Annotated in this window: 30 protein-coding genes and 2 pseudogenes; 17 read left to right on the top strand and 15 right to left on the bottom strand. The window is 70.3% G+C overall.

Annotation, left to right across the window (positions count from 1 at the left end; translation table 11 throughout):
* Nucleotides 1–304: 304 nt before the first annotated feature.
* Together IE096_RS01590 and IE096_RS01585 are read right to left on the bottom strand one after the other, a co-directional pair.
* A pseudogene (locus IE096_RS01590) lies at nucleotides 305–1,230 on the bottom strand (MBL fold metallo-hydrolase).
* A gap of 32 nt (nucleotides 1,231–1,262) precedes the next feature.
* Entirely contained in the window at nucleotides 1,263–2,525 is a 1,263-nt protein-coding gene (locus tag IE096_RS01585; RefSeq protein WP_189447588.1) for an MFS transporter, read from the bottom strand.
* Nucleotides 2,526–2,847: 322 nt separating this feature from the next.
* Between IE096_RS01585 and IE096_RS01575 the strand changes: the two genes are divergently transcribed.
* The 3 genes from IE096_RS01575 to IE096_RS01565 all read left to right on the top strand — a co-directional run bounded on the left by IE096_RS01575 (nucleotide 2,848) and on the right by IE096_RS01565 (nucleotide 5,203).
* The gene (locus tag IE096_RS01575) at nucleotides 2,848–4,236 is read left to right on the top strand and encodes an amidase (protein WP_189447587.1); all 1,389 of its coding nucleotides are present in this window, start codon (nucleotides 2,848–2,850) and stop codon (nucleotides 4,234–4,236) included.
* 83 nt (nucleotides 4,237–4,319) lie between these two features.
* Complete coding sequence (locus tag IE096_RS01570; RefSeq protein WP_189447584.1) at nucleotides 4,320–4,886, top strand: TetR/AcrR family transcriptional regulator; 567 nt, start codon at nucleotides 4,320–4,322, stop codon at nucleotides 4,884–4,886.
* 74 nt (nucleotides 4,887–4,960) lie between these two features.
* On the top strand, nucleotides 4,961–5,203 hold the full coding sequence (locus IE096_RS01565; protein WP_189447582.1) for a hypothetical protein: 243 nt from the start codon (nucleotides 4,961–4,963) through the stop codon (nucleotides 5,201–5,203).
* 63 nt (nucleotides 5,204–5,266) lie between these two features.
* Here IE096_RS01565 and IE096_RS01560 read toward each other — a convergent pair whose 3' ends face one another.
* The 8 genes from IE096_RS01560 to IE096_RS01525 form a co-directional block, all read right to left on the bottom strand.
* On the bottom strand, nucleotides 5,267–5,452 hold the full coding sequence (locus tag IE096_RS01560) for an antitoxin (RefSeq protein ID WP_189447580.1): 186 nt from the start codon (nucleotides 5,450–5,452) through the stop codon (nucleotides 5,267–5,269).
* A 243-nt stretch (nucleotides 5,453–5,695) separates the two neighbouring features.
* Nucleotides 5,696–5,839 (bottom strand): hypothetical protein, encoded by a 144-nt coding sequence (locus IE096_RS01555; protein ID WP_229819851.1) that lies wholly within the window; start codon nucleotides 5,837–5,839, stop codon nucleotides 5,696–5,698.
* 4 nt (nucleotides 5,840–5,843) lie between these two features.
* Complete coding sequence (locus IE096_RS01550; protein ID WP_189447578.1) at nucleotides 5,844–7,007, bottom strand: glycosyltransferase; 1,164 nt, start codon at nucleotides 7,005–7,007, stop codon at nucleotides 5,844–5,846.
* A 12-nt stretch (nucleotides 7,008–7,019) separates the two neighbouring features.
* Nucleotides 7,020–7,199 (bottom strand): hypothetical protein, encoded by a 180-nt coding sequence (locus tag IE096_RS01545; RefSeq protein ID WP_126917233.1) that lies wholly within the window; start codon nucleotides 7,197–7,199, stop codon nucleotides 7,020–7,022.
* Between the two features lie 67 nt (nucleotides 7,200–7,266).
* Entirely contained in the window at nucleotides 7,267–7,575 is a 309-nt protein-coding gene (locus IE096_RS01540; RefSeq protein ID WP_189447576.1) for a hypothetical protein, read from the bottom strand.
* A gap of 320 nt (nucleotides 7,576–7,895) precedes the next feature.
* The gene (locus IE096_RS01535) at nucleotides 7,896–9,020 is read right to left on the bottom strand and encodes a catalase family protein (RefSeq protein ID WP_189447574.1); all 1,125 of its coding nucleotides are present in this window, start codon (nucleotides 9,018–9,020) and stop codon (nucleotides 7,896–7,898) included.
* A gap of 52 nt (nucleotides 9,021–9,072) precedes the next feature.
* Complete coding sequence (locus IE096_RS01530; RefSeq protein WP_229819850.1) at nucleotides 9,073–10,431, bottom strand: Dyp-type peroxidase; 1,359 nt, start codon at nucleotides 10,429–10,431, stop codon at nucleotides 9,073–9,075.
* Between the two features lie 122 nt (nucleotides 10,432–10,553).
* Nucleotides 10,554–11,144: a hypothetical protein gene (locus IE096_RS01525; protein WP_229819849.1), complete on the bottom strand. Its 591-nt coding sequence runs from the start codon at nucleotides 11,142–11,144 to the stop codon at nucleotides 10,554–10,556.
* Nucleotides 11,145–11,569: 425 nt separating this feature from the next.
* On the opposite strand from IE096_RS01525, the gene IE096_RS01520 reads away from it, so the two are divergent.
* Nucleotides 11,570–12,247, top strand: a complete 678-nt coding sequence (locus IE096_RS01520; protein ID WP_189447572.1) for a GAP family protein — start codon at nucleotides 11,570–11,572, stop codon at nucleotides 12,245–12,247.
* Nucleotides 12,248–12,311: 64 nt separating this feature from the next.
* A pseudogene (locus tag IE096_RS32055) lies at nucleotides 12,312–12,441 on the top strand (IS5/IS1182 family transposase); the annotation flags it as partial.
* Nucleotides 12,442–12,591: 150 nt separating this feature from the next.
* Here IE096_RS32055 and IE096_RS01515 read toward each other — a convergent pair.
* Complete coding sequence (locus tag IE096_RS01515; protein ID WP_268248283.1) at nucleotides 12,592–12,963, bottom strand: D-alanine--D-alanine ligase family protein; 372 nt, start codon at nucleotides 12,961–12,963, stop codon at nucleotides 12,592–12,594.
* A 517-nt stretch (nucleotides 12,964–13,480) separates the two neighbouring features.
* On the opposite strand from IE096_RS01515, the gene IE096_RS01510 reads away from it, so the two are divergent.
* From IE096_RS01510 to IE096_RS01485, 6 genes are all read left to right on the top strand, one after another.
* Complete coding sequence (locus tag IE096_RS01510) at nucleotides 13,481–14,572, top strand: hypothetical protein (protein WP_189447568.1); 1,092 nt, start codon at nucleotides 13,481–13,483, stop codon at nucleotides 14,570–14,572.
* The gene (locus IE096_RS01505) at nucleotides 14,569–15,357 is read left to right on the top strand and encodes a methyltransferase domain-containing protein (RefSeq protein WP_189447566.1); all 789 of its coding nucleotides are present in this window, start codon (nucleotides 14,569–14,571) and stop codon (nucleotides 15,355–15,357) included. Before IE096_RS01510 ends, IE096_RS01505 begins: the two co-directional genes overlap by 4 nt.
* A gap of 165 nt (nucleotides 15,358–15,522) precedes the next feature.
* A complete protein-coding gene (locus tag IE096_RS01500) occupies nucleotides 15,523–16,377 on the top strand; it encodes a hypothetical protein (protein ID WP_189447564.1) in 855 nt (284 codons plus the stop codon).
* 150 nt (nucleotides 16,378–16,527) lie between these two features.
* On the top strand, nucleotides 16,528–16,803 hold the full coding sequence (locus IE096_RS01495) for a hypothetical protein (protein ID WP_189447562.1): 276 nt from the start codon (nucleotides 16,528–16,530) through the stop codon (nucleotides 16,801–16,803).
* Nucleotides 16,804–17,041: 238 nt separating this feature from the next.
* Nucleotides 17,042–17,296: a DciA family protein gene (locus tag IE096_RS31145; RefSeq protein ID WP_308430320.1), complete on the top strand. Its 255-nt coding sequence runs from the start codon at nucleotides 17,042–17,044 to the stop codon at nucleotides 17,294–17,296.
* A complete protein-coding gene (locus IE096_RS01485; RefSeq protein ID WP_189449719.1) occupies nucleotides 17,203–17,697 on the top strand; it encodes a hypothetical protein in 495 nt (164 codons plus the stop codon). The genes IE096_RS31145 and IE096_RS01485 overlap by 94 nt, the downstream gene beginning before the upstream one ends.
* 174 nt (nucleotides 17,698–17,871) lie before the next feature.
* Here IE096_RS01485 and IE096_RS01480 read toward each other — a convergent pair whose 3' ends face one another.
* Together IE096_RS01480 and IE096_RS01475 are read right to left on the bottom strand one after the other, a co-directional pair.
* Entirely contained in the window at nucleotides 17,872–18,138 is a 267-nt protein-coding gene (locus IE096_RS01480; RefSeq protein ID WP_189447559.1) for a hypothetical protein, read from the bottom strand.
* 82 nt (nucleotides 18,139–18,220) lie between these two features.
* Nucleotides 18,221–18,472: a hypothetical protein gene (locus IE096_RS01475; RefSeq protein ID WP_189447557.1), complete on the bottom strand. Its 252-nt coding sequence runs from the start codon at nucleotides 18,470–18,472 to the stop codon at nucleotides 18,221–18,223.
* Between the two features lie 841 nt (nucleotides 18,473–19,313).
* Here IE096_RS01475 and IE096_RS01470 point away from each other — a divergent pair.
* Nucleotides 19,314–20,321 (top strand): NucA/NucB deoxyribonuclease domain-containing protein, encoded by a 1,008-nt coding sequence (locus IE096_RS01470; protein WP_189447554.1) that lies wholly within the window; start codon nucleotides 19,314–19,316, stop codon nucleotides 20,319–20,321.
* A 3-nt stretch (nucleotides 20,322–20,324) separates the two neighbouring features.
* On the top strand, nucleotides 20,325–20,864 hold the full coding sequence (locus IE096_RS01465; RefSeq protein ID WP_189447553.1) for a hypothetical protein: 540 nt from the start codon (nucleotides 20,325–20,327) through the stop codon (nucleotides 20,862–20,864).
* A 226-nt stretch (nucleotides 20,865–21,090) separates the two neighbouring features.
* Here the strand turns inward: IE096_RS01465 and IE096_RS01460 are convergent, their stop codons facing one another.
* Complete coding sequence (locus IE096_RS01460) at nucleotides 21,091–21,996, bottom strand: peptidoglycan-binding domain-containing protein (RefSeq protein ID WP_189447551.1); 906 nt, start codon at nucleotides 21,994–21,996, stop codon at nucleotides 21,091–21,093.
* Nucleotides 21,997–22,097: 101 nt separating this feature from the next.
* On the opposite strand from IE096_RS01460, the gene IE096_RS01455 reads away from it, so the two are divergent.
* The 4 genes from IE096_RS01455 (at nucleotide 22,098) to IE096_RS01440 (ending at nucleotide 24,081) form a co-directional block, all read left to right on the top strand.
* On the top strand, nucleotides 22,098–23,030 hold the full coding sequence (locus IE096_RS01455) for a Fic family protein (RefSeq protein ID WP_229819848.1): 933 nt from the start codon (nucleotides 22,098–22,100) through the stop codon (nucleotides 23,028–23,030).
* A 210-nt stretch (nucleotides 23,031–23,240) separates the two neighbouring features.
* Nucleotides 23,241–23,399 (top strand): hypothetical protein, encoded by a 159-nt coding sequence (locus IE096_RS01450; protein ID WP_189447549.1) that lies wholly within the window; start codon nucleotides 23,241–23,243, stop codon nucleotides 23,397–23,399.
* A 56-nt stretch (nucleotides 23,400–23,455) separates the two neighbouring features.
* On the top strand, nucleotides 23,456–23,710 hold the full coding sequence (locus tag IE096_RS01445; protein ID WP_189447547.1) for a hypothetical protein: 255 nt from the start codon (nucleotides 23,456–23,458) through the stop codon (nucleotides 23,708–23,710).
* Nucleotides 23,707–24,081 carry a PIN domain-containing protein gene (locus IE096_RS01440; RefSeq protein WP_189447546.1) on the top strand — a complete coding sequence of 125 codons (375 nt, stop codon included), beginning with the start codon at nucleotides 23,707–23,709 and terminating at the stop codon, nucleotides 24,079–24,081. The genes IE096_RS01445 and IE096_RS01440 overlap by 4 nt, the downstream gene beginning before the upstream one ends.
* A 268-nt stretch (nucleotides 24,082–24,349) precedes the next feature.
* On the opposite strand, the gene IE096_RS01435 is transcribed toward IE096_RS01440, so the two are convergent.
* The gene (locus IE096_RS01435) at nucleotides 24,350–25,921 is read right to left on the bottom strand and encodes a Na+/H+ antiporter (RefSeq protein WP_189447544.1); all 1,572 of its coding nucleotides are present in this window, start codon (nucleotides 25,919–25,921) and stop codon (nucleotides 24,350–24,352) included.
* Nucleotides 25,922–26,189 lie beyond the last annotated feature (268 nt).

Genomic DNA, 26,189 nt, shown 5'->3' with positions numbered 1-26,189 from the left:
GGGCAGATCCGCGATGGGGACGCCCGTCTGGCCCGCCTCGTGAAATGTCATGCCCCGCAGTTGCTCGACGTGGTGGAGACCGTCAGGCGAACGCCGCGCTTCATCGCATCGTGTTCACCCGCCTGCGGGTCGACCCGCGCACGCAGGGCTATTACGAGTGCAGGATCAAGGAGGGCAAGTCCCGTCGCGAAAACGTCCGTTGCCTCAAGCGTTATGCGGCCCAGGAGGTCCTCCACCTGGTCAGACGGTTACGGTCAGGACCCCGCTCATGGGGGCTGTGTGCGAGCCGCGGCTCTGGAGCGGGTCACTGCGAGACGGTCTGCGGGGCTGCGGGGACGGGCGCGAGCCGGTAGGCGTTCTCGTCGGTGATCACGCGGCCGGCGGTGGGCGGCGCGAAGTGGGTGCCGAGGACCAAGGTCTCCGTGTCGGCGAGGGAGCCGAGCAGCTTGCGGCGGGAGGCCTCGGACTGCTCCGGGTCGATGTCGACGCACGCACCGATGGAGGGGTGGGCGAACTGGACCGGGTGGTGGATGCAGTCGCCGGTGATCAGCGCCGTCTCACCCTGGCTGGTCAGCTCGACGGCGATGTGGCCGGGGGTGTGGCCGGGCGTGGGCAGCAGGTGCAGGCCCGGGGCGATCTCGACTCCCTCGGCCGGGACGTCGACGAGGTCGAGCAGCCCCGCTTCCTCGACGGGGATCACGGAGTCGCGGAACATCTGCTTGCGTGCCTCTTCCATGTCGTACGTGGCCCAGAACTCCCGCTCGATGCGGGAGGTGAGGTAGCGGGCGCTGGGGAAGGTGGGGACCCACTCGCCGTCCACTTCCCGAGTGTTCCAACCGACGTGGTCGGCGTGCAGGTGGGTGAGGATCACCAGGTCGACGGAGTCCGGGGGAAACCTGCGGCGGTGAGGCGATCGAGGAACTCGGTCCGCAGGTTGTGCCAGGCGGGGTTGGCCCGCTCCTTGCCGTTGCCGATACCGGTGTCGACGAGGATGCGCAGCCCGCCCAGGACGAACGCGAAGCTGTGGCTGTCGATGCGCAGGATGCCGTCGTGGTCGGCGAAGTCGGGGCGCAGCCAGTCCTGCTGCTTGACCACGTCCGTGGTGGCGTCCGGCAGCAGCCAGGGTCCGGTCGCGGGCGGCAGGGGAACCTCGTCGATGCGGTGGACGGTGACGTCGCCCACGGTCCAGGAGGGGATGGTGGTGGTCTCATCGGCCGGTGAGGCGTACATGGTCCGTCGTTTCCTTTGTTCTTCAGTGGTTTTCAGCGGAGGTGGTCGTCTGTGGCGTGGAGCGCCTTGCGCCGTGACGCGGTCAGTGCTGCCACCGCCGCGACGGCGAGAAGGGCTGCGGCCACGGCGTAGGTGTGGGAGGTGGTCCGCAGTCCGAAGTGCTGGGTCGCGGCGCCCGCGGCGATGGCGGGGACGCTCATGGACAGGTAGCTGAGGACGTAGTAGGCGGCCAGGGTCGCGGCGCGGTCCTGTTCGCCGAGCGAGGTGAGCATCATGCGCAGCGCGCCTTGGGAGACGGCGCCGAAGGCGACGCCCGCCAGGGCCGCGCCGGCGTAGGCGGCGAGCAGGCCGACGCCGTGCAGACCGAGCAGACTCAGGGCCACGGACGGGATCACCGCCATGGCTCCGCCCGTGGCTGCGGCGAGCGGCGCTGTTCGCCGCAGCGTCCACACGGTGAGCGCGGCCGCGGCGCTGACGGTGAAGAAGACCATGCCGCCGAGCGCGTACGGGGCGCCGGGGGCCACGAGGCGTACGAGCGCCGGGCCGAGGGAGGAGTAGAAGCCGCCCAGGGCCCAGACGGCGACGACTCCGGTGCCGGCCGCCAGCAGGGCGCGGCGGGCCGTGGGCGGCACGGCGAGCTGCGGCCGCAGGGAGCGCAACGCTCCGGCGCGTGGGCGGGCCGTCTCAGGGATGAACGTGACCGCGATCGTCTGGGCGGCGAACAGTGCCGCCAGGAGTACGTACACGGTGGCCGTGGGGGCGGGGGCGAAGCGGACGAGGAGGGTGGCGACCAGTACGCCGGCGGCCATGCCGGCGACCGGGGCGAGGCTGTTGGTCAGGGCGGATCGGCCCGGCCGCCGGGGGTCCGTCAGGTCGAGGAGGGCGGCGCCCGCGGCGCTGGTGGCCGCGCCCGTGGCCGCTCCCTGGAGGACGCGGGCGGCGATCAGTGGGCCGGCGCCGTCCGCCGAGGCCAGGACCAGCATCGAGACCGTCTCCAGGATCAGGGCGCCCACCAGGACGGGGCGCCGCCCCAGGTGGTCGGAGAGCGCTCCGACGGTGAGCAGGGCGACCAGTAGCGTCAGGGAGTAGGCGCTGAAGATCACCGTGACCGTCAGGGCGGTCAGGCCCCACTGGTCCTGATAGAGGGGGTACAGGGGCGTCGGCGCGCTGGAGGCCGCCAGAAGCGAGGCCAGGATCGACACGTTGAGGACGAAGGCCGCGGAGCGGTTCACCGTGCCCTGGCCGACGGTCGAGCAGGGGACTTGTGCGGGTGCGCCCGGTGTGGCGCTGGACATGAGACTCCTTTCGTTAAACGCAACGGGTTTGCTTTAAGCCACCGTATGACCTAGTGTCGCTTAAAGCAAACCGTTAGCTTTTGGTGCGGGGATTGCTCCACAGCTCCAGCTCGATCAGGAGAGAACGCTCATGTCCGCTGCTGAACTCACGCCGCCGGAGGCGGCCCTCTGGGCCGACCGTGCAGGGCTCCCACTGCGGGCCGACCGGCACGCCGCGGTGGCCGCCACCGCCAACCACATCCACTCCGTCGTCGCGGTCCTGCGGAACTGGACTTCGGGGACACCCCGCCCGCCGCCTACCGCGCGGGAGAGGAGAAGAACGATGCAGCCGTATGAACTGTCCCTGGCCGCAGCCGCTGACGCGATCCGGGCACGGAAGCTGTCCCCCGTCGAGCTGGTGGACTCCGTCCTCGACCGGATCGAGAAGACGGAACCGCACCTGAACGCCTATGTCACCGTCACCGCGGAACAGGCACGCCGGGCGGCGCGCGAGGCCGAGCGGGAGGTCGCCGCCGGCCGCCCGCACGGCCCGCTGCGCGGCATCCCCATGGGGCTGAAGGACCTGATCGACATCGCCGACGCGGCCACCACGGCCAGCTCCCGGGTCCGCGCGGACCACCGCGCGGAAGCCGACAGCACGGTCGCCGCACGCCTGACCGCGGCCGGCGCGGTCCTGGTCGGCAAGACCCACACCCATGAGTTCGCCTACGGCCTGACCACCCCGCAGACCAACAACGCCTGGGACCAGGACCGGGTCGCGGGCGGCTCCAGCGGCGGATCGGCCGTCGCCGTCGCCGCGGGCAGCGCCACCTTCACGCTGGGCACCGACACCGGCGGGTCGATCCGGGTGCCCTCCGCGCTCAACGGGGTCGTCGGCCTCAAGCCGACCTACGGCCTCGTCCCCCGCCACGGCATCACGTCACTGTCCTGGTCGCTGGACCACGTCGGGCCCATCACTCGCACTGTCGAGGACGCGGCCCTGGTCCTGACCGCCCTGGCCGGCCACGACCCCCGCGACCCCGCCTCCCTGGCCACGTCCGCCGCGGACTACCGGCCGGGCGCGGGTACGGATCTGACAGGGCTGCGTGTCGGTGTGCCGCGCAACTACTACTTCGACCACGTCGACCCGGAGGTCGAGGCCGCCGTCCGGCGCGCCATCGCCGAACTCGAAACCCTCGGCGCGCGCCTCGTCGAGGTCGAGATCCCGATGACGCGCTACATCCAGGCCACCCAGTGGGGCCTGATGGTGCCGGAGGCCACCGCCTACCACGAGCGAACCCTGCGCGCGGTGCCCGAGCTGTACCAGGCGGACGTCCGCATCCTTCTCGAAGCCGGCGAGCTGATGCCGGCCGGGGACTACCTGCGTGCCCAGCGCTCCCGCACCCTCATGCGGCAGGCATGGGCGCGCCTGCTGGAGGAGGTCGACGTGATCGCCGCCCCGACGGTCCCGGCGACCGCGGCGAAGGCGGACCAGTCCACTCTCACCTGGCCGGACGGCACCGTCGAGGGTGTCTCCGACGCCTACGTACGCCTCTCGGCCCCCGCCAACATCACCGGGGTGCCCTCGCTGTCCGTGCCGGTCGGACACGACACGAGGGGCCTGCCCATCGGCATGCAACTGCTCGGCCGCCCCCTCGGGGAGCCGGCGCTGCTGAAGGTCGGCCACGCCTACGAGCAGACGCAGCCCGCGCGCCGGCCGGCGGCGGTATAACGAACCGACCGCGTGGCCCCGGCCGGACCGGCCGGGGCCACGGACGAGCACTTGAAGCAACGTATTTGCTTTAAGGTGGTTGTATGAGCCGAAAGCCAATGGTGCGCCCCGGCGGGCGCAGCGCCAGGGTGCAGGCGTCGGTGCACGCCGCCGTGCACGAACTCGAGGCGGAGGTGGGCCGCGAAGCGCTCACGGTCCCCCTGGTGGCAACCCGCGCCGGAGTCACCCCGTCCACGATCTACCGCCGCTGGGGCGATCTGCAGGAGCTGCTGTCGGACGTGGCGGTCGAGCGCCTGCGGCCCGAGACGGCGCCGGAGGACAAGGGAAGCCTGAGGTCCGACCTCGAGGCCTGGGCCGAGCAGTTCCTCGAGGAGATGGCCGCCCCCACGGGCCGCGCCTACATCCGCGACGCCCTGCTCGGTGACCCGGACGGCAGCAACGCCGGCCAGTGCTCCGCCTACGCGGCCGAGCAGATCGCCGTCATCCTCGACCGCGCGGTCGGCCGCGAGGAGACCACACCCGACGCCGAGACGGTCCTCGACCGCGTCGTCGCCCCCATGATGTACCGCATCCTCTTCCGCCCCGACGGGCTCGACACCGCGTACGCGCGTCAGCTGGTGGCAGGGCTGGTCGGCTCGACCGACCACTGACCGAACGCCTCCGCGAGCGGACTGTCCCCCCTGAGGCCGGATGCTCGGCCGGGTGCCGTGTACTGCTCGTCGGTATGCCGTTCCAGGCACTGGCGGACGGTGCGTCGGCAGCTGTCCCCGGCCTCGGTCTGCTCCCCTCGATCGGCCTGGGGCTCTGCTTCTCCCTGCTGCTGGCCGCCGCGCTGAACCGCCTGGTCGACCGCAAACTCGGCCGCCTCCTGCGCCGCCATCTCACCACCGCCCTCGATCCCAGCCGCACCGCCCCCAACCGGCCCCCACGACGGATCGCTCCCCGCCCGTCGCCGGAACAAGGGTGAGCCTGGTCCACTCCGCGGTCAGCGGCGCGGCACCGCCCCGCTTCCCCGCCCGGAGGCGGCAGGTCATTTGTTGTGGTCGTCCTCGATGCGCAGCCGCTCCTCGACCTGCCACTCGTTCTCGTCCATCTTCACGGCGTCCTTGCCGCCGGTGTGATGGCGGGCGCCCTCCGGGGCCGAGGCCGGGCCGGAGGCCTTCGCCTCGGTCCGGCGCTCGGCCCGGTGGCTCTTGAACCGGTCGAAGATACCCATACGACGGCTCCCTGGGGGTGTGGTGGCGCGGTGCGGACGCACGGCGCGTCCGGCGGGTCTCCCAGCCAACCCGCCGCGCGGCCACCCGGCCCGCTGATGTGCTCCACACGGGTGACGGACGCGAGCGGCTCCGAAGGCCGGCCCGCCATACCTCCCATCCCCGGCCGCACTGCCGCCCGTCCCGTCGTGGCCATCCGAGCCAGGGCCCCAGGCCACGAGAGCGCTGTGACCGTTCACGACCGCTCACCGTTTCGGGACGGGCGTGAAGCCCCCGGTTCCGGGGGTGCGGGCGGTGATCTCCGCGTCGATGCCGAGGGTCGCTGCATCCTCGACGAGGCGCTGGTATTGGTCGCCGTTCACCGACACTTTGCGGATGTCGTCCCTCACGTCCTCACGTCGTCCGGTCGCTGCCGCGGGTGAGCCAGCCCTGGCGGCGGATGGTGAGGAGCCCGAAGGCGTCGAGGGCGTGGGAGAGGACGTCGGTGGCCAGGAGCTTGAAAGCGAGGGCCCTCCGTCGGCCGGTGCGGTGCAGTAGGCGGCTGGTGCGCAGGAGGCGCCGGCCGCACCAGTAGGTCACCACTGCGGCCGGTGCGAGGAGGTGGCCGGAGGTGGCCAGCCAGAGGTAGTACGCCGTGCTGAGGAGGAATCCCAGGCGCAGGATCACCGAGACGGTGACGCAGCGTGCGAGGTAGGGGTGGTGCCAGATCCATCCGCCGGTCAGGGCGCTCAGGTGTTCCCGCCAGCTGTTGCGCTGGTGGCGCAGTCTCTGGCGGACGAGGCCGGTGAAGGTGTCCGGGAAGCGGGACCAGACGTGCGCGTTGGCCTGCAGGACCGTCCGGTAGCCCGCCCGGAGGGCCAGGGCGGAAAGCCTTGTGTCGTCACCGGGACCGCAGCGCACGCCCAGGAAGGACTGCTGGACCAGGTCGGGGCCGACCTGTTCGAGCAGGGCGCGCCGGTAGACGGCGGTGCGTCCGGGAAGGCAGCCCAGTGCCTGTCCCCGGACGGTCTGGGCGGCCATCACCACGATCGGTCCCCGGCCGCGGCGGATCTCCTCCCAGAACGTGGCCGGTTCCAGGACGAACGACTGGGTCGCCACCCCGCCGACCGTCGGGTCCACGAACGGCGCGCTGACCGTGGGCACGAGATCGCGGGCCCAGACCGTGTCCGAGTCCGTGAGAGCGACCAGGCCCGCCGTGACCGCTTGCCAGCCGGTCCGCAGCGCCCGGCGCTTGTCCCGGTCCGCAGTGATGATCACTCGTACGCCATGCGCCCGTGCCACCTCGGCACACGCGGTGTCGCTCTCGTGGATCACGCAGACGATTTCCGCCACGTCGTTGCGCAACCATGAGCGCAGGGCCCGGCCGAAGAGGGCCGGGTCCTCCCGGTAGACGGGGCACACCACGGCCACCGGCTCCCGATGGCCGCGCCTGGCCGGCCGGTACCGTCTGGCGGCCCGGAGCCGACTGGTCCGTTCGACGCGGCCCAGGACGGCCAACGCGATCGCCGGGGCCAGTTGGAGCAGCACCGGCCACGCCGCCGCGGCCGTCATAGCCATGGAGGCGCCGGCTCAGGGAAGGTCGTCCGGAACGGGGTCCGCCGACACCATCAGGTTCATGAAGCCGAAGGCGTCACTGTCGGCGATCTTCAAGTCGTCCGTGTCCATGGCGGACGGATGCTTACCGCCATCCATGACGAACAGCGAATAGCCCTCGTCCAGCTCGTATGTCACGGGGCGGTGACCACTCATCGGTTCCTCCTCCGGATCGCCCGCCTTCCATGGATTCCACGGATCCCGTGAGAAATCAACGGCTCCTTCAGGACGACTCGAGCGCCAGCGGAAGCTCCACCACGCTGAGCAGTATCGGAACGACGACGAGCAGATCCGCCATGCGCGCGACCCGCGCGTGGGTTCTGCGCGTGGCGACGGGTCGCGCGGTGGCGAGTTCGCCTCCGCCGCGGCCCTCGCCAAGGCGCTGGGGCGCCCGGCCGCGCTCGACGAGGACCAGGTGGCCGACGTCGGCGAGGCGTGCGCCAAGGGTGCCATGGTCAAGGCGCTCGTCCGCGGGCTCGGCGTCGTTCTCGAGATCATCCGTAGGGGAATTTCGCAGGCTGGGGGTCTGCATCTGCCCGTGCAAGGAGGGTGTCCGTGGCGGTAGTCACTGGCGGGCGAGGGGCTTGCTCGCGTCTAGGGCCCCTGCGCGGTGTGTCTACCGTCGTGGGTATGTATGGAGGAGTCCGGGACCCCGACCACGAGCTCGGCGCTGACGTGCTGCCGTTCGTACCCTGCCTCACGATCACCCGTCACGACCCGACACCCACGCGAAAACTTCAGTAACTGGCCTGTCTACGTGATGCGTGCCGGGCCGGTGGTCAGGCTGTTGAAGACAGCGGGCCGTGAAGGCGAGCGGCCTTGGTTGACGCACCGTCGTGGAGGTGGGCCGGGTCAAGCGCCAAGTACTTCGTCGGCGCTTCGGGGCTCTGTGCGCGGCTGTTGGTTGAGCTTGTGACGCGCGATGGAAGACCGGCGGTAGACCTCTTTGCGGGCCCGCATGATGTTGCCCAGAGGGGCGTGTTCGGCGGTGACCCGCCAGGGTGTGAAGGAGAGTGCGTCCATCTTCTCCAGGTTCTCCGGGCCGGAGATGTCCTGCTGCGGCAGCCGCAGCTTGGCCACGGTGACGGGCGGCGAGAGCCGCTCGGGCCACTCCACGGTGGTGTCCTCCACCGGCATGCGCTCCAGGTCGGTGCAGAGCTGGACCTGGATGTCGAACACGTAGGGCCGCTCCTGCAACTCGGCTTGCAGGGCCGGTCGGAAGACCTCCTGGGCGGAAATCGGGTCGATGGTGCGCCGGACCACTGCGGCGGCACTGGACGGGTCGGGGGTGATGCGCACCTTGGCGATGTAGTCCCCGTGCCGGACCGCGCCCATCGTCCAGTAGCTCGACAGCAGCAGGTTCGCCGGAGGGATCTTCGACAGGCGGAGGAAGGCCAGGAACTCGTCCCATGCCCAGTCGTCCTGGTCCAGCGTTCCCTTTCCGGTCACGAAATCGGTGTAGAAGCGATGTGCGCCGGGTCGGCCCTGGGAGAAGTAGGCCGGTGCGTCCAGGAACAGTTCCTGGATGAACAGGTAGTGCTCGACTGTGTTGCAGAAGAAGACCGGTCCGTTGATGTTGGCGTAGTCGAAGGTGCCTGTGTCCGGTTCGTCTTCCAGCAGGGTTGGGCCGGGGATGTCGAAGATCTTCAGTGCCAGTCCGGTGGCGGCGCCCAGGCGTGCGTCGGCTCCGGCATGGGGCGAGCCGTTGGAGAAACGGATGAGCGCGTCGTGGGTTCCCGGGGTCGCGTAGATTCCTTGGGCGTACTCGGCGGGGAGTCCGGACAGGATCTCCACTTCCCCGCGGACCAGCCCGTAGCCCTTGGCATGAGCGTCGCGGAGGGCTCGTCCGGTGCCGCCGGCCGTGACCGACTCGGCGATGTAGCCCTCTGTCTTTTCGATCACCGCCTGAACGTTGCGGTCGAAGTCCGGGTCGTCGTCTTCGACGTCAGGCGTGTAGCGGACGAACTGTGCTGCCATGACCTTCGACCTCTCCTCGGAGAGCGTGATCGGACCGCAGGGGGAATCGCTGTCAGTCCTCAAGTTCGGCGAGCCAGCGCAGGGCGCGCAGTCCTGGCACGAAGCAGTACTCGCCGCCGCGGGTGACCACGAAGCTGGGCAGGTTCTGAAGGCGTCGGCGGACCGGCTTCTCCGGGATGGTGACACTGCCGGTTCCGCCGTGATGCCCCGCTACCGGATCCTTCTCGCCGGGATAGCCGATGAAGTTGCCGTCGTTGACCCACTCGGCCTTGACGAACTCGAACTGCCGCTCCAGGTGGGCTCCGATGAAGACTCCGATCAGGCCGCGCTCGGCGCCGTCGTCCTCCAGTACGCCCTCGGGCAGAGGCGGACCGTAGGTCGTGCCACGGCGGATCAGGCGGTGCATCCGCGCGTCGCCGATGATGGTGGCATCGCGGGGGTTGGTGCGCCGGATGTGCGCACCGGCGGGGCACCGGTACCCCCGGTCGTCGTTCTCCCGGTACAGGAAGTTGTTGACGCGGTGCGGATCGGCCGCCAGCTCCGGATCATCGTGCTCCGGAGTCAGCGTCAGCGGGGCGCCGCTCGGCCAGCGCCCGACCATCTTGGCCGCCAGGAGCGCCTCCGCCTCGGCACTGGAGGAGTTCGCGCGCAGGTACCGGCGCCAGGCCGCCACGTTGGTGTGGATCTTGCGGACGGCCGCGTAGGTCCCGTTGCGTCCCAACACATCGGGTTGGGGCATGGGCGGCAGATTGCCGGTCTCGTCGGGGTAGCCGAGGATGAACTCGCCTGCTTTGATGGGGGCTTCCTGCGGGTTGGAGCCGGGCAGTCCGACGCCCTCGATGTGCGGATGGCTGATGCCGTCACGGAAGCCGAAGGTAGTACGCCCGGTCGGGAGCTGGCGGACGTCCTGCTGCCAGATCACCTGGACACCGGGCGTGTCCTCGTAGGCGACACGGGCCCGCTCCAGCTCCTTGTCCAGCTGCGCCGTATCGGAGGAGAGGGCGCTCAACGCGATGTGGACATCGCCCGAGCCGAACGGTGCCTCCCAGCGGGCCGGCGCACTCTCGCCCACGTCGCCGATCAGCTCCGCCCGAGCGGCCATGCCCTCACGAAACGCCCGCGGAAAGCTGTCCAGCGACTCCTGGGGGACCCCCAGAGCCCTCAGCCCCTCATAGGTGAACGCCACCGCGACCCAGGCATCCTGGCTCGGGTCCACGTCGGGCAGACCACCCGCCGTCACCGGAAGCAGCCGCCGCAGCAGGGCGCGCCCGGCGTGGCGGTCATCGACGCGCAGGAAGACGAACTTTCCCTCGTAGGGCACGGGCCGTGGACGCAGCGCCCCGCTCTGGACGTCATCGATCTCAACGCCCATATCGGCTGCGCCGCTGCTTGCCCTTGCCGCCGTGTTCATGATCGCCTGTGCCTCCATATCGGCCCTATCGGCCTCTGCCTGGGCAGACCCGCAGCGGCCGGCCCGCGCCCGGCACGGTCCACCGATCTTGGGTCGTTCTGAGGGTTGGTTGTGTCATACCGCTAGGCCGAGGCTTCCTCCAGCAGCTTCTGGAAGGCAGGCGTGGCCACCAGCTCCGCGTTGGCCGGGTTGTCCAGCATCGCCCGGAACTCGGGGGTGTCCAGCACCGCCTGGAACGCGTCGTCCACGCGTTGGTCCTTCCAGATCTGCTGAACGGTCAGATCGGGATAAGAGCTGACGAAGGCTTCTGCGGGGGCTTGGTGGGCGACAAACCAGTCCTTCACCCCTGGGTCAGCGACGCCGGGGAACCCAACGCTGTGCGAGAAGATCTTGTCGAAGTTCGCCCCGACGACCGTCTGGGCGAAGTCGTCGATGTAGGTGTCCCAGGAGCCGTCGAAGACGCTGGCGAACATGAACCGGGTGTCATTGTCGAAGATCACGTGCCGTGCGTCATGCAGGGTGCCGATCTGGCGCAGCGCCGCACGGGAGTCCTTGTCAGACGACCCGCTGGAGAGCGCGGCGAGATCCTTACGCAACGCATCAGCATGGCCCGGCTTGATCTCCGTATAGACGGTGAACTCGCTGCAAACCCCATCCGACCTGCCCGGACGCTCGGGGTGGGCCGATTGGGTTGCACCTGTCGTCGCATTCATCGTGCCGTCCTCCTGTCACGGCTCGGTCCGGGGGTCGCCAAGCGCCCAGACATGAGGCGCCATCGCCCTCACCAATCAATCCTCACCACGGACGCACCGCCGCGCATCCCGGGCCCCGGCCGTCGCGGTTGAGGCGGATCCCCGGGGAACTCCGACACTGCGGGGGCCGGCCCGAGTCCCCGTCCCGAGGGGCTCCCGAGGACAGATTCGGCCAAGGGCAGGAAAATGGAACGGGTGGGACGTACCGAGTATGTCGTCGTCACCGTTCCCGGGCAGCCGCTTGCGCACGGCCGTGGAGACGCCGTGGAGACAGCGGCGCGTCCGATCGCACACCGACCCGTTGCGCCGACGAGGCGATCGGGGCACCCTCTCGCGCCTTGCCCTGCTCGACCGGATCGCCACCCTGACCTCATGCGGAGGTAGCCATGGGCGCAGTTCTCGGTGACGTACTGGGCTTCGCCGCCGCCGTCGCGGTCAGTCCGCTCCCCATCATCGCCGTCATCCTCATACTCGCCACGCCCCGAGGGCGTCTCAACGGGGTCCTCTTCACCGTCGGCTGGATCCTGGGGCTCTCGGTGCTGGGCGCGGTGATGCTGGGGATCGCTTCCCCGGCAGGTGCCTCCACCCGCAACCACCCGGCCACCTGGGTGGGAGCCCTCAAGCTCGCCCTGGGCCTGTTCCTCGTCTTCTTCGGCAGCCGGCAATGGCACCGGCGCCCAAGGGATCCCGCACAAGCCAAGCTGCCGAAGTGGATGAGCGCGATCGACCGCCTCACGCCGGTCAAGGTCTTCGCGCTCGGACTGGCCCTGGCCGCGCTCAACGCCAAGAACGCCCCGCTGACCGTCGCCGCAGGCGCCGCGATCGGCTCGGCCGGCCTGCCGGTGGGACAGCAGATCGCATCTCTGGCGATCTTCGTCCTGGTCGCCACCCTCGGCCTGCTGGCTCCACTGGGGGTCTTCCTGCTCGGAGGAGAGCGAGCCAGGACCACGCTCGGCAACTGGAAAGACTGGGCAGCGCAGCACAACGTCGCCGTGATGGCGGTCCTGTTCTTCGTCCTCGGGCTGAAGCTGCTCGGGGACGGTATCTCCGCCCTCGCCTCCTGACAGGCTTACCAACGCGTGCCGGTGCGGTCTGATCAGAGACATGCTGATCACAGACATGCGACTTCGGAGGCGGGCCATTCAATGCGAGATGCCCCGGCTGACCGGCTACCGCCGCTTCAACCAACCGGTACGAGCGGAATCCAGGCAACCACTTGGCCTTCCTTGGACTGGCCGCCGCCTTCACCTGGTACGAACACCGCAGCCTGTGCAGTACGGGCTGTACGAGCTCTGCGGATGAACCTGTCACTGGCAAGGTCCGCGAGACGGTCGGGTGGGACGCGGAATCGATGGCGGGGCTGTGGTAGCCATTACGGAGCCGTCGTGAGGGCCCCGCACCACCGGGGCTACGGCAGGTAAGCGGGCTTGGTGAACGCGCTGAGCACCAGCTGGCGGATCAGGGCGGGGTAGCCGATGCCGTCTGCGCGGGCCATGGTCGCGAGGTTGCCCCGGGGCGGCAGGCCCGGCAGCGTATTGGCCTCCAGCAGCGTCACCCACCCGCCCGGGGTGGCCAGGAAGTCCACCCGTAGCACGCCGTGTGCCCCGATCAGCCGGAACACGTGCCGGGCCAGTTGCCCCATGCCGGCGATCAGGCCCTCCGGAAGAACCGACGGGCAGTGCTCGGTGCGCAACAAGGCGTCCCGTTTGGCCTGGTTGTCGTAGAACTCGCGGCTGGTGGCCACGTCCCACATTGGCAGCGTGCGAGGGCGCCCGTCGATCTCGACCAGGCCACGGTGCAGTCGCGGCCGCCGGGCACGTACTCCTCGATCACGAACTCCGTGTACGGTAACTCGCCTGCGGCGGTGGGGACATCACGCACCTGCTGCTCGTCGCGGGCGATGCCCGATGCCAGGCCGGCACCGCCGGAGGCCGGCTTGACGAACACCGGGTAGGTCGGCCCGGCCGAGGCCAGGGCCGCACCGACCGGGCCACCCGGCCGCAGCACCGTCCAGTGGGTGTGTGTCGATGCCCGCCTGCCGGACGAGCCTTTTGAACGTCGGCTTGTGCATCCCCAGGGCCGACGCCAGTACTGCCCCGCGCAAGTTCGCGGAGGGGTGTTCAGCCTGATCAGGCCAATGACACCCGTGCGCTCTGCAGCCATACCGACTACCTCCACATGATGTGGGATGTCTGCGCGTCCGGAGAACATCGCCCGAATGGCCGTCACCTTTGCGGGTGTCGACCGTTGGAGTCTTCGCCCGTCTTTGGAACTCCTCGAAAGGACACGCATGCCCCATGGCCGTCGCCGCAGTCGCGAACCGGACCGCCCCCGGTACGTGGTCCGACTTCGGATGCGAGGTGAATGCGATACCGCCCGCCGAGCTCTTCGACCGGTACGAGCGCTCCCGCTTCCTCTATCCGGCCAAACGGGCCAGGCTCGCCCCCTACTGGCCACTCGTCCTGGAGAACTGGAAGCGCGCCCGCCGAGCCGGGGAACTGCTCCACTGGGTCGCGAGCTACGACGAGCCTGACGGCGGCTGGGCCTCGCTCACCTCTTGGCGTTCCACGCACACGGGCTGGCAGATCCAGCACCTGGTCAGTTCGGGCACCCTCGCCGGCGGGCGGGCGGTGATGCTGGCCGCGCAGGCGGCCGGGATGGCCGAGCGGCAGCATGGTGCCGCACAGAACTGGTTCAGCCCGTCCAACCGCTTCGCCGCCCTCGCGTTCGGCACCATCACGCACAGTCTCGGCCCCGAGCACTCCCTCGTGGCCCCCGGCGACTACACGATGGTCCCTTTGACGCTCACCCACGCGCTCGGTTCGGCCGGAGCGGCCGGGACCGTCGTCGAGCTGGACGGTGGCGCCTGCCCCGAGCTGGCGGAGCTGGCCCGCTACTGCCGGGGCGAGGTGTATGTACGGGCTGAGGGCCTGGACCGCGACGACTTGCGTCTCACCGACGTCGACCGGCTCTACCGCCTCGTCGGGCTGCGCCGCCACCGCCGCGTCTGGGCGCTGTACGACGCCTCCGGTACGGTGCGGGCCGCCGCGCTCGCCTACCGGGGGCCGCTGGGCTTCAACTTCTCCTTCCTGGAGAATCGTTGCGACCTGCTGATCGCGCCGGAACTCGACGCGGCCGAGGCCCGGCGGGCGACGGACATCCTGCTGGCGGCCGCCCGCGACGCCTACGCGGACTTCGAGCCCGCCGCCGTCCCCCTCACCACCGCCACCCCGGTCGACCACCTGATCCTGGCCGGGGCCGAGCCCGTACGCCCGTACACGCGCGCGCTGTGGCTCGCGGAGGCGTACCCCGATTTCTACCGGCACATCGACGAGCTGTACGCCCGACGGCTGAACGGCCGGGGCGCCCACCCGAGGAGCAACCCATGACCGTCCCGTACCTGATGGAGGACCGCCGCGAGGCCGGCCGGCTGGTGGCCAAGGTCGACGCCGACGAGTGGGTGCGCACCTACCTGGAGCCGGTGCTGCCGGCCGCCCCCGGGGCCCGCGTGCTGGACGTTGGCGCGGGCCCCGGGCACATCGCCGAGGCCGTGCTCCGGGCCCGGCCGGTGGCGGAGGTCGTCGCCTTCGACGGCAACCCCGAACGGCTGGCGGCGGGCCGCCCGGGGGCGGTGGGCCTGTCGCGGCGCTCCGGCGACGCCCGTGCGCTGCCCTTCGACGACGGCTCCTTCGATGTCGTCTACTCGCGTCTGATGCTCCAGTACGTCGCCGAACGGGACGTCGCCGTAAGCGAGATGGCCCGGGTCACCCGGCCCGGTGGCACGGTCGTACTCTTCGACCTCGACGGCCAGCTCGTCTGGCACGACCCCCTGGGCCCCGAACTGCGCGCCCTGCTCGACCCGGTGACGGCCGCGCTCGCGGCAGCCGGGTTCGACCCGCACACCGGGCGTCGCCTGTACGGGCTCGCCCGTCGCGCCGGGCTGACGGACCTGGACGTCCGGGTCGATCCGTACCACCTCATCGCCGGACGGATCGACCCTGTCCAGCGCGCCCAGTGGGAGCTCAAGCTCGACATCGCCCGCCCCCTCATCGCCCGCGCGCTCGGCTCGCCCGAGGCCGGGGAGAAGGCAGTCGCCGCGTTCCTGGCGCACCTGGACAGCGAGGAGACGCTGACCTACTCGGTGGCCTTCACGGTCACCGGCCGCCGCGTCTGAGCCCTGATTCCGGGCACACCTACCACCGGACTCCCGGACAGTGGATCCGCACCTTGGCCGCCGCGGCCGGAGACGCTCCGGGGGAGTCTCGATCGGTAGGAGTTCACCATTATCAGCGAGCAGGCGATCCGCTCCTTCGCCCAGCTGCCCGCCAGGGTGCTGAGGATGACCGTGGAGGCCTTCGTGGAGGGCAACTCCACGCTGAAGCCCTATGCCAACGACCTCCGACCGCTATTCACCACAGGCCAGGGGAGGACGGCCCTGGCCGGCGACCTCAGACCGGACCTCGTCGTGCGCGGCCCCGGCCAACTCGTGGTTTGGGACTTGACCCGGTACTGCACGGACTCCAAGCACCTCGCCAAGACCATGCTCTACGAGGCGGTCCTCAACACCGACGGCAAGAACGCGGCGATCGCCGAGACCTACTACGGGCACATGGGCGCGGCGGGGGTGGCCGACGCGAGGGTCGCGGCGGAGTACAAGTCGGCTATCGACGCGGCCGGCGCGCCGCGCCGCATCGCCCAGCTCCTTGCCGCCCGGCCCGACCTGCGCATCGTCCCCATCCGCGGTAACGTCCCCCCGCGCTTGGCCCGGACCAAAGGCCCCGGCGGTCTCGACGCCGTGGTCCTGGCCGCCGCCGGCCTGCGCCGCCTGGGCCGCGCCGGGGACATCAGCGAACTGCTGCCGGTCGACCCCTTCACGCCCTCGCCCGCCCAGGGCGCGCTCGGCATCCAGATCCGCGAGGACGACGCCATGCTCCGCGCCCTCCTCGCCGACCTCGGCGACCCGGAGGCCGACGCCCAGGTGCGCGCCGAGCGGGCCCTGCTCACCGCCCTGCGCTCCGGCTGTGACCTGTCCCTCACCGCCCGGGTCACCGCGCCGGACGGCACACGCGAGGTCGCCGTCACCGCCACCGGCCCGGCCACCGACCCGGAGACCCTGGGGCGCACCGTCGCCGCGGACCTCCTGCGGCATGGGGCGGGGCCCCTGCTGGATGCGGCCTGGCCGGTCGCGACGTGACCGGCCGGGCCTCGGCGAGTCCTCGGCAGAATGGCTGTACCGCTTCGACCCTGATCAGCTGTTCCGCGGGGCCACACAGCAGCTATCCGGGGGCTTATTATCTTCTTCCTGGGTGGTCTCGCCACCCCGCTGCTGGCTATCCCTCTCCATATGTCGAACGCCGCATATTGGACAGTGCCCATCTGGCTCTTGGCAGGACCGCTTGCCTTCATGCTCAGCGCCTGGGGATGGCTGTTCACCACACGCCTCTGGTTTAGCGGGACCGGACGTCTGCCATGGCGTCTAATGGCCTTTCTCGAAGAAGCACACACCCGAGGTGCGCTGCGGCAGGTCGGCGCGGTGTACCAGTTTCGGCACGCCCGGCTGCAACAGCAGCTCGCGACGATTGAAGAAAGCACAGACCAGTCTCTGCCGTCAGGCAATTGATCCGTCGATAACTTGCAGCGACGGACCGGCGTCGACCTTGCCCGGGTCGCGCTGCGGGCAGCGAGGGAGCAGACGCGAAAGAACGGCGGCGGCCAGAAGTCGAAGCCGCGTCCGGTCCGTACGTGCGCCGGGATGGGCTTCGGGGCGGCGATCAGCGCGCTGGTCACCGAGCACGGGTGGGAGCTCCCGGCTGCCGGCGCAACGCTACGCGAGCGGTGGGCGGTGATCGCCCCCGGAACTGGCCGGGCACGTCGCGGCCGTCGGCTTCGACGCGGGCTCCGGTCGGCTGACCGTGTGCCCGGAGTCGGCGGCGTGGGCGACGAGGACGCGCCTGGAGCAGACCCGCGCCATGGAGGCTGCCAATGAGCCGGCGGACCGGACGGTTGTCCGCGCCCTGCGGTGCACGAGGCGTACCACGCCGCGTGTGCCTACGAGCGGCAGATCAGCGCGAGTACCTGGCGCTATGCCAGCGCTGCCGCCGTCCTGGGCGTGATGGTCACCGACCGCCTCGCCGCCGGCCGCCCGCCGCTGAGCGGCGAGACGGTAGGAGCGGTGGCCGATGAGGAGCCGGCCCTGGCGCAGCTGCGTCAGACCGTTGCCGTCCGGCACGACCAGATGCTGACCGAGGACGAGGACGGCCTCCAGGGCGGCGAGCGGCGCCGGGCCCTGGTCCAGGGCGTGGAGAGCGCGTACGACTGCGTCATGAACGAGCGGAGCGCGGGGGTGTGCCGGACCGAGACGGAGGCGGGGGCGTGCCGGCTGACCGAGGTCTCGCCGGAGGGCGTCGAGCCGTTCTGGATCGACCTGCTGGAGCCGGTCCTGGACCTGGCGGAGTCGATGCCGACGCAGATCGCCCGCTGGGTGCGGCACCGCGGCCGCGCCCGGCATTTCTGACCACTGCGGAGCCCCTCGGCCATCTACCCAGTGCGGTAGGCGCTGGACGTTTTGGGCATGTGCCCCATCTCGCTGGAGGAGTCGTGGACCTTCGTAAACTGTCCTTATGGAAGGTCAGGAGCCTGTTGCCATGAGCGGGCGCCTTCGCCGGCATAGACCTCAGCTCCCCTGCGATCAGATGAAGACGTTGCGGTTGCCGGCCGCGACTGCGGCCCTGTACTCCTCCACGCTGATGGGGATCGGGGCAACCTCGTGGCCGTGCCGGTCGTAGCAGGCGTGCGCGGTCCACGTGTCGCGGTTCGCCTCACCGAGGACAGTGCCGTTCGGGCACCGAAAGTGCGGGGTAGGGAGTGCGGCAGCGGGGGCGGCGAAGGCGAGCGGCGCGCCAAGGACTGCGGCGAGGATGACGCCGGTGATGGCCCGGCGGTGGAGGGTTCCCATGCTCGGGTAACGCGGCACCGAGCAGGCTGGTCACACTGTATATCCGTCCGATCCAATGGCCGCTAGGGGGTGGAAACGGTCCTCAGCGCAGGACGTTGGCCCAGTGGTCCAGGATCGAGGGAAGCTCGTACGCGTCGACCCACGCCCGGAACAGTTGCTCGCCCCGGCGCTCGGGAGTGCCGGTGTACACGCCGACGATCACGCGGTCGTGCATGAGGGCGTCCTCCCTGCATCCGTGGTTCTCCGCCCAGACCATCACGCACCCCTGGCGGTATGTCAGCGGCCCGATGTCGTGCATGTTCCCGGCCTCGCCCGAACCCGCGTTCACGTCCATGCCCAGGACCCTACGCGCGTTCGCCGAGCCGGGACCCGTGATCCGTTCACTCCAGGGGCGGAAAGGGTCGCTCGCGCCCTGATCTCCGAAGAGCACCGCAACCGTAGGTCTCCGAGCCAGGTCTGTATCCTCATGACAGCCATCCGACGGCCGCGGTCAGCCCCGAACGACCGGGAATTGCGACTGTGGAAGGTCGGGCGGGCCCTTACGGTCGCCTTCGCCGCCGCAGTCCTGGCAGCGGCCAGCAGGTACTGCCCTCCGGATGAGCAGCACCCCCGGATCCTGGTGGCCGGGGACCTGAAGGGGCCCTGGATGCAGCGAATCGCCGTGGCCATGGGCGACGGCGCCCGGGGAGCATTGGAGCCGTACTGCCGCGACCGAGCCGTTCCCGACGGGCCTTCCACGACCGCCAGGTGATTGCGGGGTAATCGCCGCCCTGCAGCGCGCTTGGCCGCCTTCGAGACGTTCCGCCCGGGTTGGACGAGGGTTTGGTGGTGGGCTCCACAATTGGGGGCCCACCACCAAACCCTCGTCAGCAGCGGAGTCGGCGGCCTCGAGGCGCGCGTCGCGCCTCCCTGGGGAGCCGGGAGGTGCGACGCGGCCCGCCCGGAGGGGGCCCGCAGGAGGGGCCGACCACGAGGTGCCCTCGCCTGGGGAAGGCAGAAGATCACGCTGCCCACGCTGATCTTCGTCTAGGTGGCCCTTGGCGGGGAATCGGTCATACCGGTGGCGGGAACCGGCCAGTCCCCTCGGCGTGCTGGGACGTGTGCGGAGGGTGGTGCCAGGCTCGCAGCGATCGTTCACAAAGGCGTGAACGGCGTTATGGGGAAAGGGAGTTCACGTGAGAAGCAGAAGTGTGGCGATCGCCGCTTCCGCGATGGCGTTAGTGGGCTCGGTGCTGGCCGGTACGGCTCAGGCCGCTCCGTCGGAGGAGCTGTCGCTGCGGGTGGAGCAGACGCCCGCGCTCCAGGCCGCCGACGTGGCCGACGCCGCGTGTGCGCCGGGGCTGACCCGGACGCACGAGTGTCAGGTGGTCAACGCCACCGTCACGGTCCTGCGCAACCGCGTCCCGGTCGGCGAGGCCCGGTTCACGATCTCGCACGCCATGACGCTGCAGGTCAAGTCCCGCACGTGGGAAGAAACGATTAGCCTCAGCAAGGCCGCCCTCTTCGGCAACGCCAGCGGGATCCGCATGAGCCTGAACGTCTCCTGCGGCAACCCGTGCTCGGCCAAGAGCGACTTCGGCCCCCACACCCTCGGGGCACCGAAGTCCGCCAAGGTCCACTACACCGACAACATCGGCGCCTTCAAGCAGCATGGCACCGCGTCCCGCTACGCCTACTCCTTCGTCAAGGCCGGCCACACGCCCGGCGCCTTCGCGTACAACTCGCCCAGCTACCGCTGCGACGACATGTACGCCAAGAAGCCCGGCGGCACCCGGCCTCGGCAGTCTGCCGGCTGTGTCTTCCCGCAGTACACGCCGACCCTGACGGATATGGCGAGCCTGCCGAACATCGGGCCGGGCATCCGCGCCATCCAGGGCCGCGGCGGCCATTACGGCCGGCCCGGCTCCGGCCACCCGCTGCACTACCTGACCGACAAGACCAAGTCCAACGCCAACCGCAACGCGGTGTGCGCGGGCAGGACCGCCCCGCCCGGATCGGCCGGCCCCTCCTGCGACGAGTACCCCTTCGCCGCGACCTACGAGGGTGGCACCGCCCTGCCTGCCGGCAGCCGCGGCATCACCTGGGTCCCGGTCCGGGAGAACAACCGCCAGGGCGGCATGATCAACAAGTTCGAGCTGGCCAACCGGCTCCTTGACCGCGACGCCTTCTGGGTACAGGTCTGACCCATGAGCACCAGCCTCCGCGTCTACGCGTCCTATCACCAGTTCAACCTGTACGAGACCGATGCCGAGGACGACGACCTCGAGCTCGACGACGACCCCGGCAACGGCCTGGTCCGCGTCAACACCACCGGCGACTACGTCACCGTCACCACCGGCACCCAGACCGGACTCGTCACGGTGACCTACCAGGTCCTGGAGGCGGCACCACCCCTGGACGCGGAACCGTGGGACGAGGTCGTGGAGGTCAGCACCCGATTCGCACCACCAGGCGCCGGCATCACCTCCCCAGAAGACGACGGGGAGAATGCCGCGGTACAGTCGGACGGCGCGGAGTACGGCATCGCCCTCCCAGGCCCGGAAGGACAGTCACGCTGGTGGCGTATGCGCTTCCACGCCCGCGGCCGGGACCACAACCCCGCCCCAGCCGGCGACGGCCCTGCCGGCGAGGAGCACCTGATCCTCATCTGGCCCGCCGCCCAGGCCCCGGAGACCCGCCACAAGCTCACCGACCGGACCGGCAAGCAGTACCGCAACGGCAACTGAACCACCGACGGCGTCTTCCGTACCGCGCACATCACGGAAGACGCCGCCCGTTTGCGTGCCAACCGCGCCCGTCGCCGGACGCTTCCGCCCGCCAGAGCATCAGCCACGTTCCTTTACGAGAACACCGACGCCCGCACCCTGGTGAGGACGCCATCGTCGACAGCCGCAGCCGCTACGACCGCCTCGGCCAGGCCGAGCACGAACGGATTCGTCAGGCCCGGGGCCGTCAGAAGTGGTTCAGCAGCGCGTTCCACGTCTGAGGGCCGATCTGCCCGTCGACCACGATGCGCGCCTCCTCCTGGAAGCCCCTGGTGGCAGCGTCCGTCTGCGGTCCGAAGATGCCGTCGATCGGACCAGGGTCGTGACCGTGCGCGGCCAGGAGTCCCTGGGCGTTCTTGACTTCCTGGCCCTGCGCGCCCTGCTCGAGCGTCGGGCTCGGGAAGGACGGCCGGTCCAGGTGTACCTTCCCCCAGACCGCCGGCCGGTCGTCGATCTGGGGCAGGACGCAGAACCACAGTGTGGCGAACGCACCCCGCTGGATGGCGAGGAGGTCGCCTGGTCGGCCGGTGGCCGGGGGAGCGGTGGTCAGCCCGGAAGGAGCCAGGTGGATCTGTGTGGCCCGGGCCGACGCGAACTCCCCGCCGCGTCCGCTGGTGCTGGCGCCCGAGACTCCGGCTCCCTGCGAGCTCTCGCCCGAGACCCCGGTACCGCTCCCGCTCTCGCCCAGTACCCCGATGGCCGAGCCGCCGTGCGTCGCGCTGTCGCCCCTGGGCAGTGCAAACCGGAAATCGGTGCGGCTCTGACCCACCACCCCGGGCGCGCGGCTCATCGAGATGCCGAAGACTCCTCCGGTGTCCCCGCGCCGACCGAAGCCGACGACGCCGGCGAGGGTCCGCCCCGTGCCGCACATCCCGTATGTACTTCCCTCGCCGACCACTCCGATCAGGTCCCGTGCGGCTTCCCTGTCCGACTCCTCGCCCGGGGCCAGGCTCTCCCCGTAGACACCGCAGAACGTTCCGACAACGTTGACCCCATAGACGGTGTCCGTCGATTTGGTGGAGAATCCGGCGCGGGGAAACCCAGCACCCGTGAAGGACGGCCCCGTCGCGGTGTATTGATCATCGTGCGGCATAGCAATCACCTCTGGCTGACGCGGTTTCGGGTGGCCCCTCCCATCACTCCCAGCCTCCTCTGCTGCCGACCCTCTGCAATCGGGGGCCCACGTCGGACCTGATGGACGGCGAGCGCGAGGTCGACGCCAGCGAGGAGGACAAGGCCGAGACGCTGGCCTGCCGGCAGGCCATGGCCTACATCCAGTCCCTCCACGACGTCACCGACTTCCGCTACAGCAAGGAACTGCTCAACGCCCTGCACTGGATGCTCCAGGGTCACCACCACCCCCTGAAGACCGCTGGCCGGTGGCGTAAGACCCGCATCCGCATCACCGTCCCCGGCGGCGAGCTCACCACCGACTACGGGGGCCCGGACCAGGAACTGGTCCCCGGGCTGATGACCGAGCTGGTCGACTGGCTCAATGAGGGCGATCTCGACAGCCACCTCCTGATCCGGGCCGCGATGGCGCACCTGAACCTGGTGAAGATCCACCCGTGGTCCGACGGCAACGGCCGGATGTCCCGCTCCCTGCAGACCCTGCTCATCGCCCGCGGCGGCGTCCTCGCCCCCGAGTTCTCCTCCATCGAGGAGTGGCTGGGCATGCCCGGCAACACCTGGGAGTACTACAAGGTCCTGCGCGAGGTCGGCGGGCCCGTCTGGTCACCCGAACGCGACACCCTGCCCTGGATCAAGTTCAACCTCCTCGCCTACCACCAGCAGGCCCAGCGGGTACAGCGCCGTGTCGACCGGTCCAACGAGTGCTGGATGCGGCTGATGGACGCCGCCGAGGCCGGCGGGATCACCGAGCGGCAGGTGACCGCGCTGCGCGAGGTGGCCATGACGGGCCGGGTGAGGCGCTCGCGCTACGAGAAGGCCGAAGGGCTCAATACCCAGCAGGCGACGCGGGACATGCAGGCCCTGACCCGGGCAGGGCTGCTGACTCCGGTGGGGCAGACCAAGGGCCGCTACTACGTGGCCGGACCGGTGTTCCCGCAGCACGTGCTGGCCACCGCCCAGCGGCCTCATACCATCGTCAACCCCTACGCGGCGTAGGCCCCTCGTGTGGCTGCTGGCGCGTCCGAGGAAACGCCGAGCCAATCTCCCGGTCTGCCCCAGGTCACTTGGCTCCGCTTCCGGCGGCCCACGACCACCGGCTTCGCCGTCACGGTACAGCCGGGCCATGGAGAAGCGGCTGTCCGCTTCCGCCTACCGTGGGCATTTCCGGCGGGACGCTAGGCGCGGCCGTACCCTACGGTCCCGTCCATGACCACAGTGATCTTGATGTACGGCCCGGCGTACGGGCGGGTCCTCACCACCGGGCGAGCCGATGGTGAGGTCTTCCGCGAGGCCGGGTGGAGCGACCAGCTGACCGGCGAGGAGGACGAGAAGGGAAGGCGCATCGCACTGGCGTTCGCGGACTGAGAGCGATCATGTCGACGCCCCCCCCGACGGGGTTCTACCGGCGGTAGAATCGCCGTATGAGCAAGCCGACGAGCATCAAGACCAGCGAGGCGGTGCGCGATCGGCTGCGCACCCTCGCTGAGGAGCGCGGCACCACCATCACCGAGCTGCTGGAAGAGCTCGCCACCCGGGAGCTCACGGAAGCCGAACGCGAGCAGCGCGCCCTTGAGGCGGCCCGTGAGCTCGGCGTGGAGTACACCGAGCAGGTTGAGCAGGCTGGGTCCGACGCCTGGGCGAAGATCCGCGCCCACCAGGGCGGCGCCGCCGCATGAGGCTGACGGCCGTCCTGGACCACACCGCCCTGCCCGCCCTGTACCGGGCGGACCCGTTCTTCACCGGCCTGTACATCGAAGCCTCGCGCGGCACCGGCCGCGTCCTGGTCCCTTCCCTGTCCGTCCTCGCGGCGGAGCGCCGGGTCGCCGGCGCGGGCAGGCACGCCGCCTCGCTGCGGTTCGCGGAGAAGGTGCCGTTCAGTACCGCGCACGCCCTGGACGCGATGGACTGGCCGGGCGTGGACTGGCCGGTGGCCCACGCTGCGGCGATCGCCTGGCAGGCGGTCAAGGCGGGCGAGCCCCTGACGGTCCTGTCGCTCGAGCCCGAGCTGTACTCGGGTACGGGGATCACCCCGCTGAACCCCGCCTGATCGGTTCCGCCGTCAGGTGTCAGCCGGTCATCCTGGGGCCGGTACCGCACTGCTGCCGGCGTTTCGCCTGCTCTGTGCCGTCATGCCGGGACGTCCTCGCGGGCGCCTCCGTTCGTACCCGCGGATCCGTCAAGGACATGCGACGCGGTCTCGCCCGCTTTCGCGCCCGCGGCCTACGCGGCGCCATCGAATTCGACCAATGGGGCCGCGACTTCCTCACCACCCACTACTGACCTGGTGGACGAGTCTCGGGCGGGCTGTGTCATGCTCAGTCGCCGAGGGCGGCTTCTTCGAGATCGAGGGTGCGCTGGAGTCGGCGCCGGGTGGTGTTGCTGATCTTGTTTTCCTCGTAGAGCTGCTGCAGCCGGGCGGTCTCCACGGCGATCAGAGCCCGGCGGATCTCGCCGTAGGCGTCGGCGGGGCGTGCCGCCGGGTCGTCGATGTTCGGGTTGTCGCCGTCGTCGGCGTCTGCCTGGCGCAAGCGTGCTTCGAGGTGGTGCCGGGCCTGTTTGAGCACGGTCTCGGAGGCGGCTTCGGCTTCTTCGAACCGGTCCAGCTCTGCGAGAGCGGCGGTGGCCAGATGGCGGCTGGCCTGGGCTTCCTCGCGGGCCGTGTGCTCGGGTTCCAGAGCGATGCCGGAGCGGCGGACGACCGGGGCGAGGGTGAAGCCCTGGACCACGAGCGTGAGGGCGATCGTGCCGGTGGTCAGGGTGAGGATCAGAGCCCGGTGCGGCAGCGGGGTACCGCTGTGCGTGGTCAGCGGTATGGACAGGGCAGCGGCGAGCGGCATCACGCCGCGGGTGCCGGCCCAGGACAGGACGGCGGGGACCCGCCAGGAAACCTTGTTGTCGCCGCGGCGGTGCTGCATCAGCGCGGAGAGCGGGAAGACCCACAGCAGGCGGATCGCCAGCACGGTGAAGGCGACGGCGGGCACCCACAGGGGCCATCCGTGCTCGTCGGCGGACAGCTGACGGACCATGGCGGGCAGTTCGAGCCCGATGATGGCGAAGATGACGCTCTCCAGCAGGAAGACGACCGTGCCGTAGACGGCATGGATCTGCAGGCGTATGTGCGCGTTGCTGAGTTTGTGGCCGGTGGAGCCGAGGGCGACGCCAGCGACGATGACGGCGGTCACGCCCGAGGTGTGCGACTCCTCGGCCAGGACGTAGGACGCGTACGGGGTGACCAGGGCGATGACGGTCTCCAGCACCGGGTCCTCCGTACGCCTGCGGATGAGCATCACCACCCCGGCGACCGCGCCGCCGATGAGGGCTCCGCCGCCGCCGAGGGCGACGAACTGCCCGGCGGCCGAGGACACGGACACCGCGCTGGCGGTCACCGCGGTGACGACCGCGACCTTGTACAGCACCAGCGAGGTGGCGTCGTTGAACAGGCTCTCGGCCTGCACCATCGCCTGCACCCGCGGCGGCAGCGACAGACGGCGGCCGAGCGCGGTGACCGCCACCGGGTCCGTGCTGGCCAGGACCGCACCCAGCACGAACGCGGTAGCCGCCGTGAGCGGGGTCAGCACGGAAGCGATCAGTCCCACGGCGGCGGCCGAGGCCAGGACCAGGCCGAAGACCAGGACGGTCACCGGACGCCACACCGCCCGAAGCTCCCGCCCGGATATCTCCTCCGCCGAGGCGTACAGCAGCGGCGGCAGCACCACAGTGCTGATCACCTGGGGAGCCACATGGATGTCCGGCACCCACGGCAGCAGCCCGACGACAAGACCGGCGACCACAAGCAAAGACGGGGCAGGCAGGCGCCAATGGCGGGCACCGGTGGCCACCGCGGTGGCCAGGACCACGAGGAGAAGAACAATGGTCAGGCCGGTCATGGAATGTCCCCCGTCGATAGCGGCTGATGTCCTCCGCGCCGACCAGGCTTCCCGGCACTCCACCAGGCATTTTATCCGACCTTAACGACCCCCGTACGGCATTCTGGCGGCCCCCACCGCCCCTTGGTCCGACTCCAGCAACCACAGCCCCGGCCCCGCACCGGCCGGACGTCCGGATCAGCCCTCAACCAAGATCACCTAGTGACGCTACCGGAGGCAACCGCCAGCCCCGCACCCTCACTCTCGTGCCACCCGCGCCGGGCATGGA

The organism is Streptomyces abikoensis (assembly GCF_014648775.1).
Classification (GTDB): Bacteria; Actinomycetota; Actinomycetes; order Streptomycetales; family Streptomycetaceae; genus Streptomyces; species Streptomyces abikoensis.
This window is presented reverse-complemented; position numbering and strand designations above follow the sequence as displayed.

What these genes read in the sequence shown, in the direction of transcription:
- IE096_RS01585 (WP_189447588.1), bottom strand. Translation starts at nt 2,525, where the DNA reads ATGTCCAGCGCCACACCGGGCGCACCCGCACAAGTCCCCTGCTCGACC.
- IE096_RS01550 (WP_189447578.1), bottom strand. Translation starts at nt 7,007, where the DNA reads ATGGCTATGACGGCCGCGGCGGCGTGGCCGGTGCTGCTCCAACTGGCC.
- IE096_RS01475 (WP_189447557.1), bottom strand. Translation starts at nt 18,472, where the DNA reads ATGGACGTGAACGCGGGTTCGGGCGAGGCCGGGAACATGCACGACATC.
- IE096_RS01505 (WP_189447566.1), top strand. Translation starts at nt 14,569, where the DNA reads ATGACCGTCCCGTACCTGATGGAGGACCGCCGCGAGGCCGGCCGGCTG.
- IE096_RS01575 (WP_189447587.1), top strand. Translation starts at nt 2,848, where the DNA reads ATGCAGCCGTATGAACTGTCCCTGGCCGCAGCCGCTGACGCGATCCGG.
- IE096_RS01480 (WP_189447559.1), bottom strand. Translation starts at nt 18,138, where the DNA reads ATGGGAACCCTCCACCGCCGGGCCATCACCGGCGTCATCCTCGCCGCA.
- IE096_RS01565 (WP_189447582.1), top strand. Translation starts at nt 4,961, where the DNA reads ATGCCGTTCCAGGCACTGGCGGACGGTGCGTCGGCAGCTGTCCCCGGC.
- IE096_RS01455 (WP_229819848.1), top strand. Translation starts at nt 22,098, where the DNA reads ATGGACGGCGAGCGCGAGGTCGACGCCAGCGAGGAGGACAAGGCCGAG.
- IE096_RS01495 (WP_189447562.1), top strand. Translation starts at nt 16,528, where the DNA reads ATGTCGAACGCCGCATATTGGACAGTGCCCATCTGGCTCTTGGCAGGA.
- IE096_RS01540 (WP_189447576.1), bottom strand. Translation starts at nt 7,575, where the DNA reads ATGCAGACCCCCAGCCTGCGAAATTCCCCTACGGATGATCTCGAGAAC.
- IE096_RS01525 (WP_229819849.1), bottom strand. Translation starts at nt 11,144, where the DNA reads ATGAATGCGACGACAGGTGCAACCCAATCGGCCCACCCCGAGCGTCCG.
- IE096_RS01530 (WP_229819850.1), bottom strand. Translation starts at nt 10,431, where the DNA reads ATGAACACGGCGGCAAGGGCAAGCAGCGGCGCAGCCGATATGGGCGTT.
- IE096_RS01510 (WP_189447568.1), top strand. Translation starts at nt 13,481, where the DNA reads ATGGCCGTCGCCGCAGTCGCGAACCGGACCGCCCCCGGTACGTGGTCC.
- IE096_RS01465 (WP_189447553.1), top strand. Translation starts at nt 20,325, where the DNA reads ATGAGCACCAGCCTCCGCGTCTACGCGTCCTATCACCAGTTCAACCTG.
- IE096_RS01520 (WP_189447572.1), top strand. Translation starts at nt 11,570, where the DNA reads ATGGGCGCAGTTCTCGGTGACGTACTGGGCTTCGCCGCCGCCGTCGCG.
- IE096_RS01545 (WP_126917233.1), bottom strand. Translation starts at nt 7,199, where the DNA reads ATGAGTGGTCACCGCCCCGTGACATACGAGCTGGACGAGGGCTATTCG.
- IE096_RS01535 (WP_189447574.1), bottom strand. Translation starts at nt 9,020, where the DNA reads ATGGCAGCACAGTTCGTCCGCTACACGCCTGACGTCGAAGACGACGAC.
- IE096_RS01445 (WP_189447547.1), top strand. Translation starts at nt 23,456, where the DNA reads ATGAGCAAGCCGACGAGCATCAAGACCAGCGAGGCGGTGCGCGATCGG.
- IE096_RS01460 (WP_189447551.1), bottom strand. Translation starts at nt 21,996, where the DNA reads ATGCCGCACGATGATCAATACACCGCGACGGGGCCGTCCTTCACGGGT.
- IE096_RS01450 (WP_189447549.1), top strand. Translation starts at nt 23,241, where the DNA reads ATGACCACAGTGATCTTGATGTACGGCCCGGCGTACGGGCGGGTCCTC.
- IE096_RS01570 (WP_189447584.1), top strand. Translation starts at nt 4,320, where the DNA reads ATGAGCCGAAAGCCAATGGTGCGCCCCGGCGGGCGCAGCGCCAGGGTG.
- IE096_RS01500 (WP_189447564.1), top strand. Translation starts at nt 15,523, where the DNA reads ATGACCGTGGAGGCCTTCGTGGAGGGCAACTCCACGCTGAAGCCCTAT.
- IE096_RS01440 (WP_189447546.1), top strand. Translation starts at nt 23,707, where the DNA reads ATGAGGCTGACGGCCGTCCTGGACCACACCGCCCTGCCCGCCCTGTAC.
- IE096_RS01435 (WP_189447544.1), bottom strand. Translation starts at nt 25,921, where the DNA reads ATGACCGGCCTGACCATTGTTCTTCTCCTCGTGGTCCTGGCCACCGCG.
- IE096_RS01560 (WP_189447580.1), bottom strand. Translation starts at nt 5,452, where the DNA reads ATGGGTATCTTCGACCGGTTCAAGAGCCACCGGGCCGAGCGCCGGACC.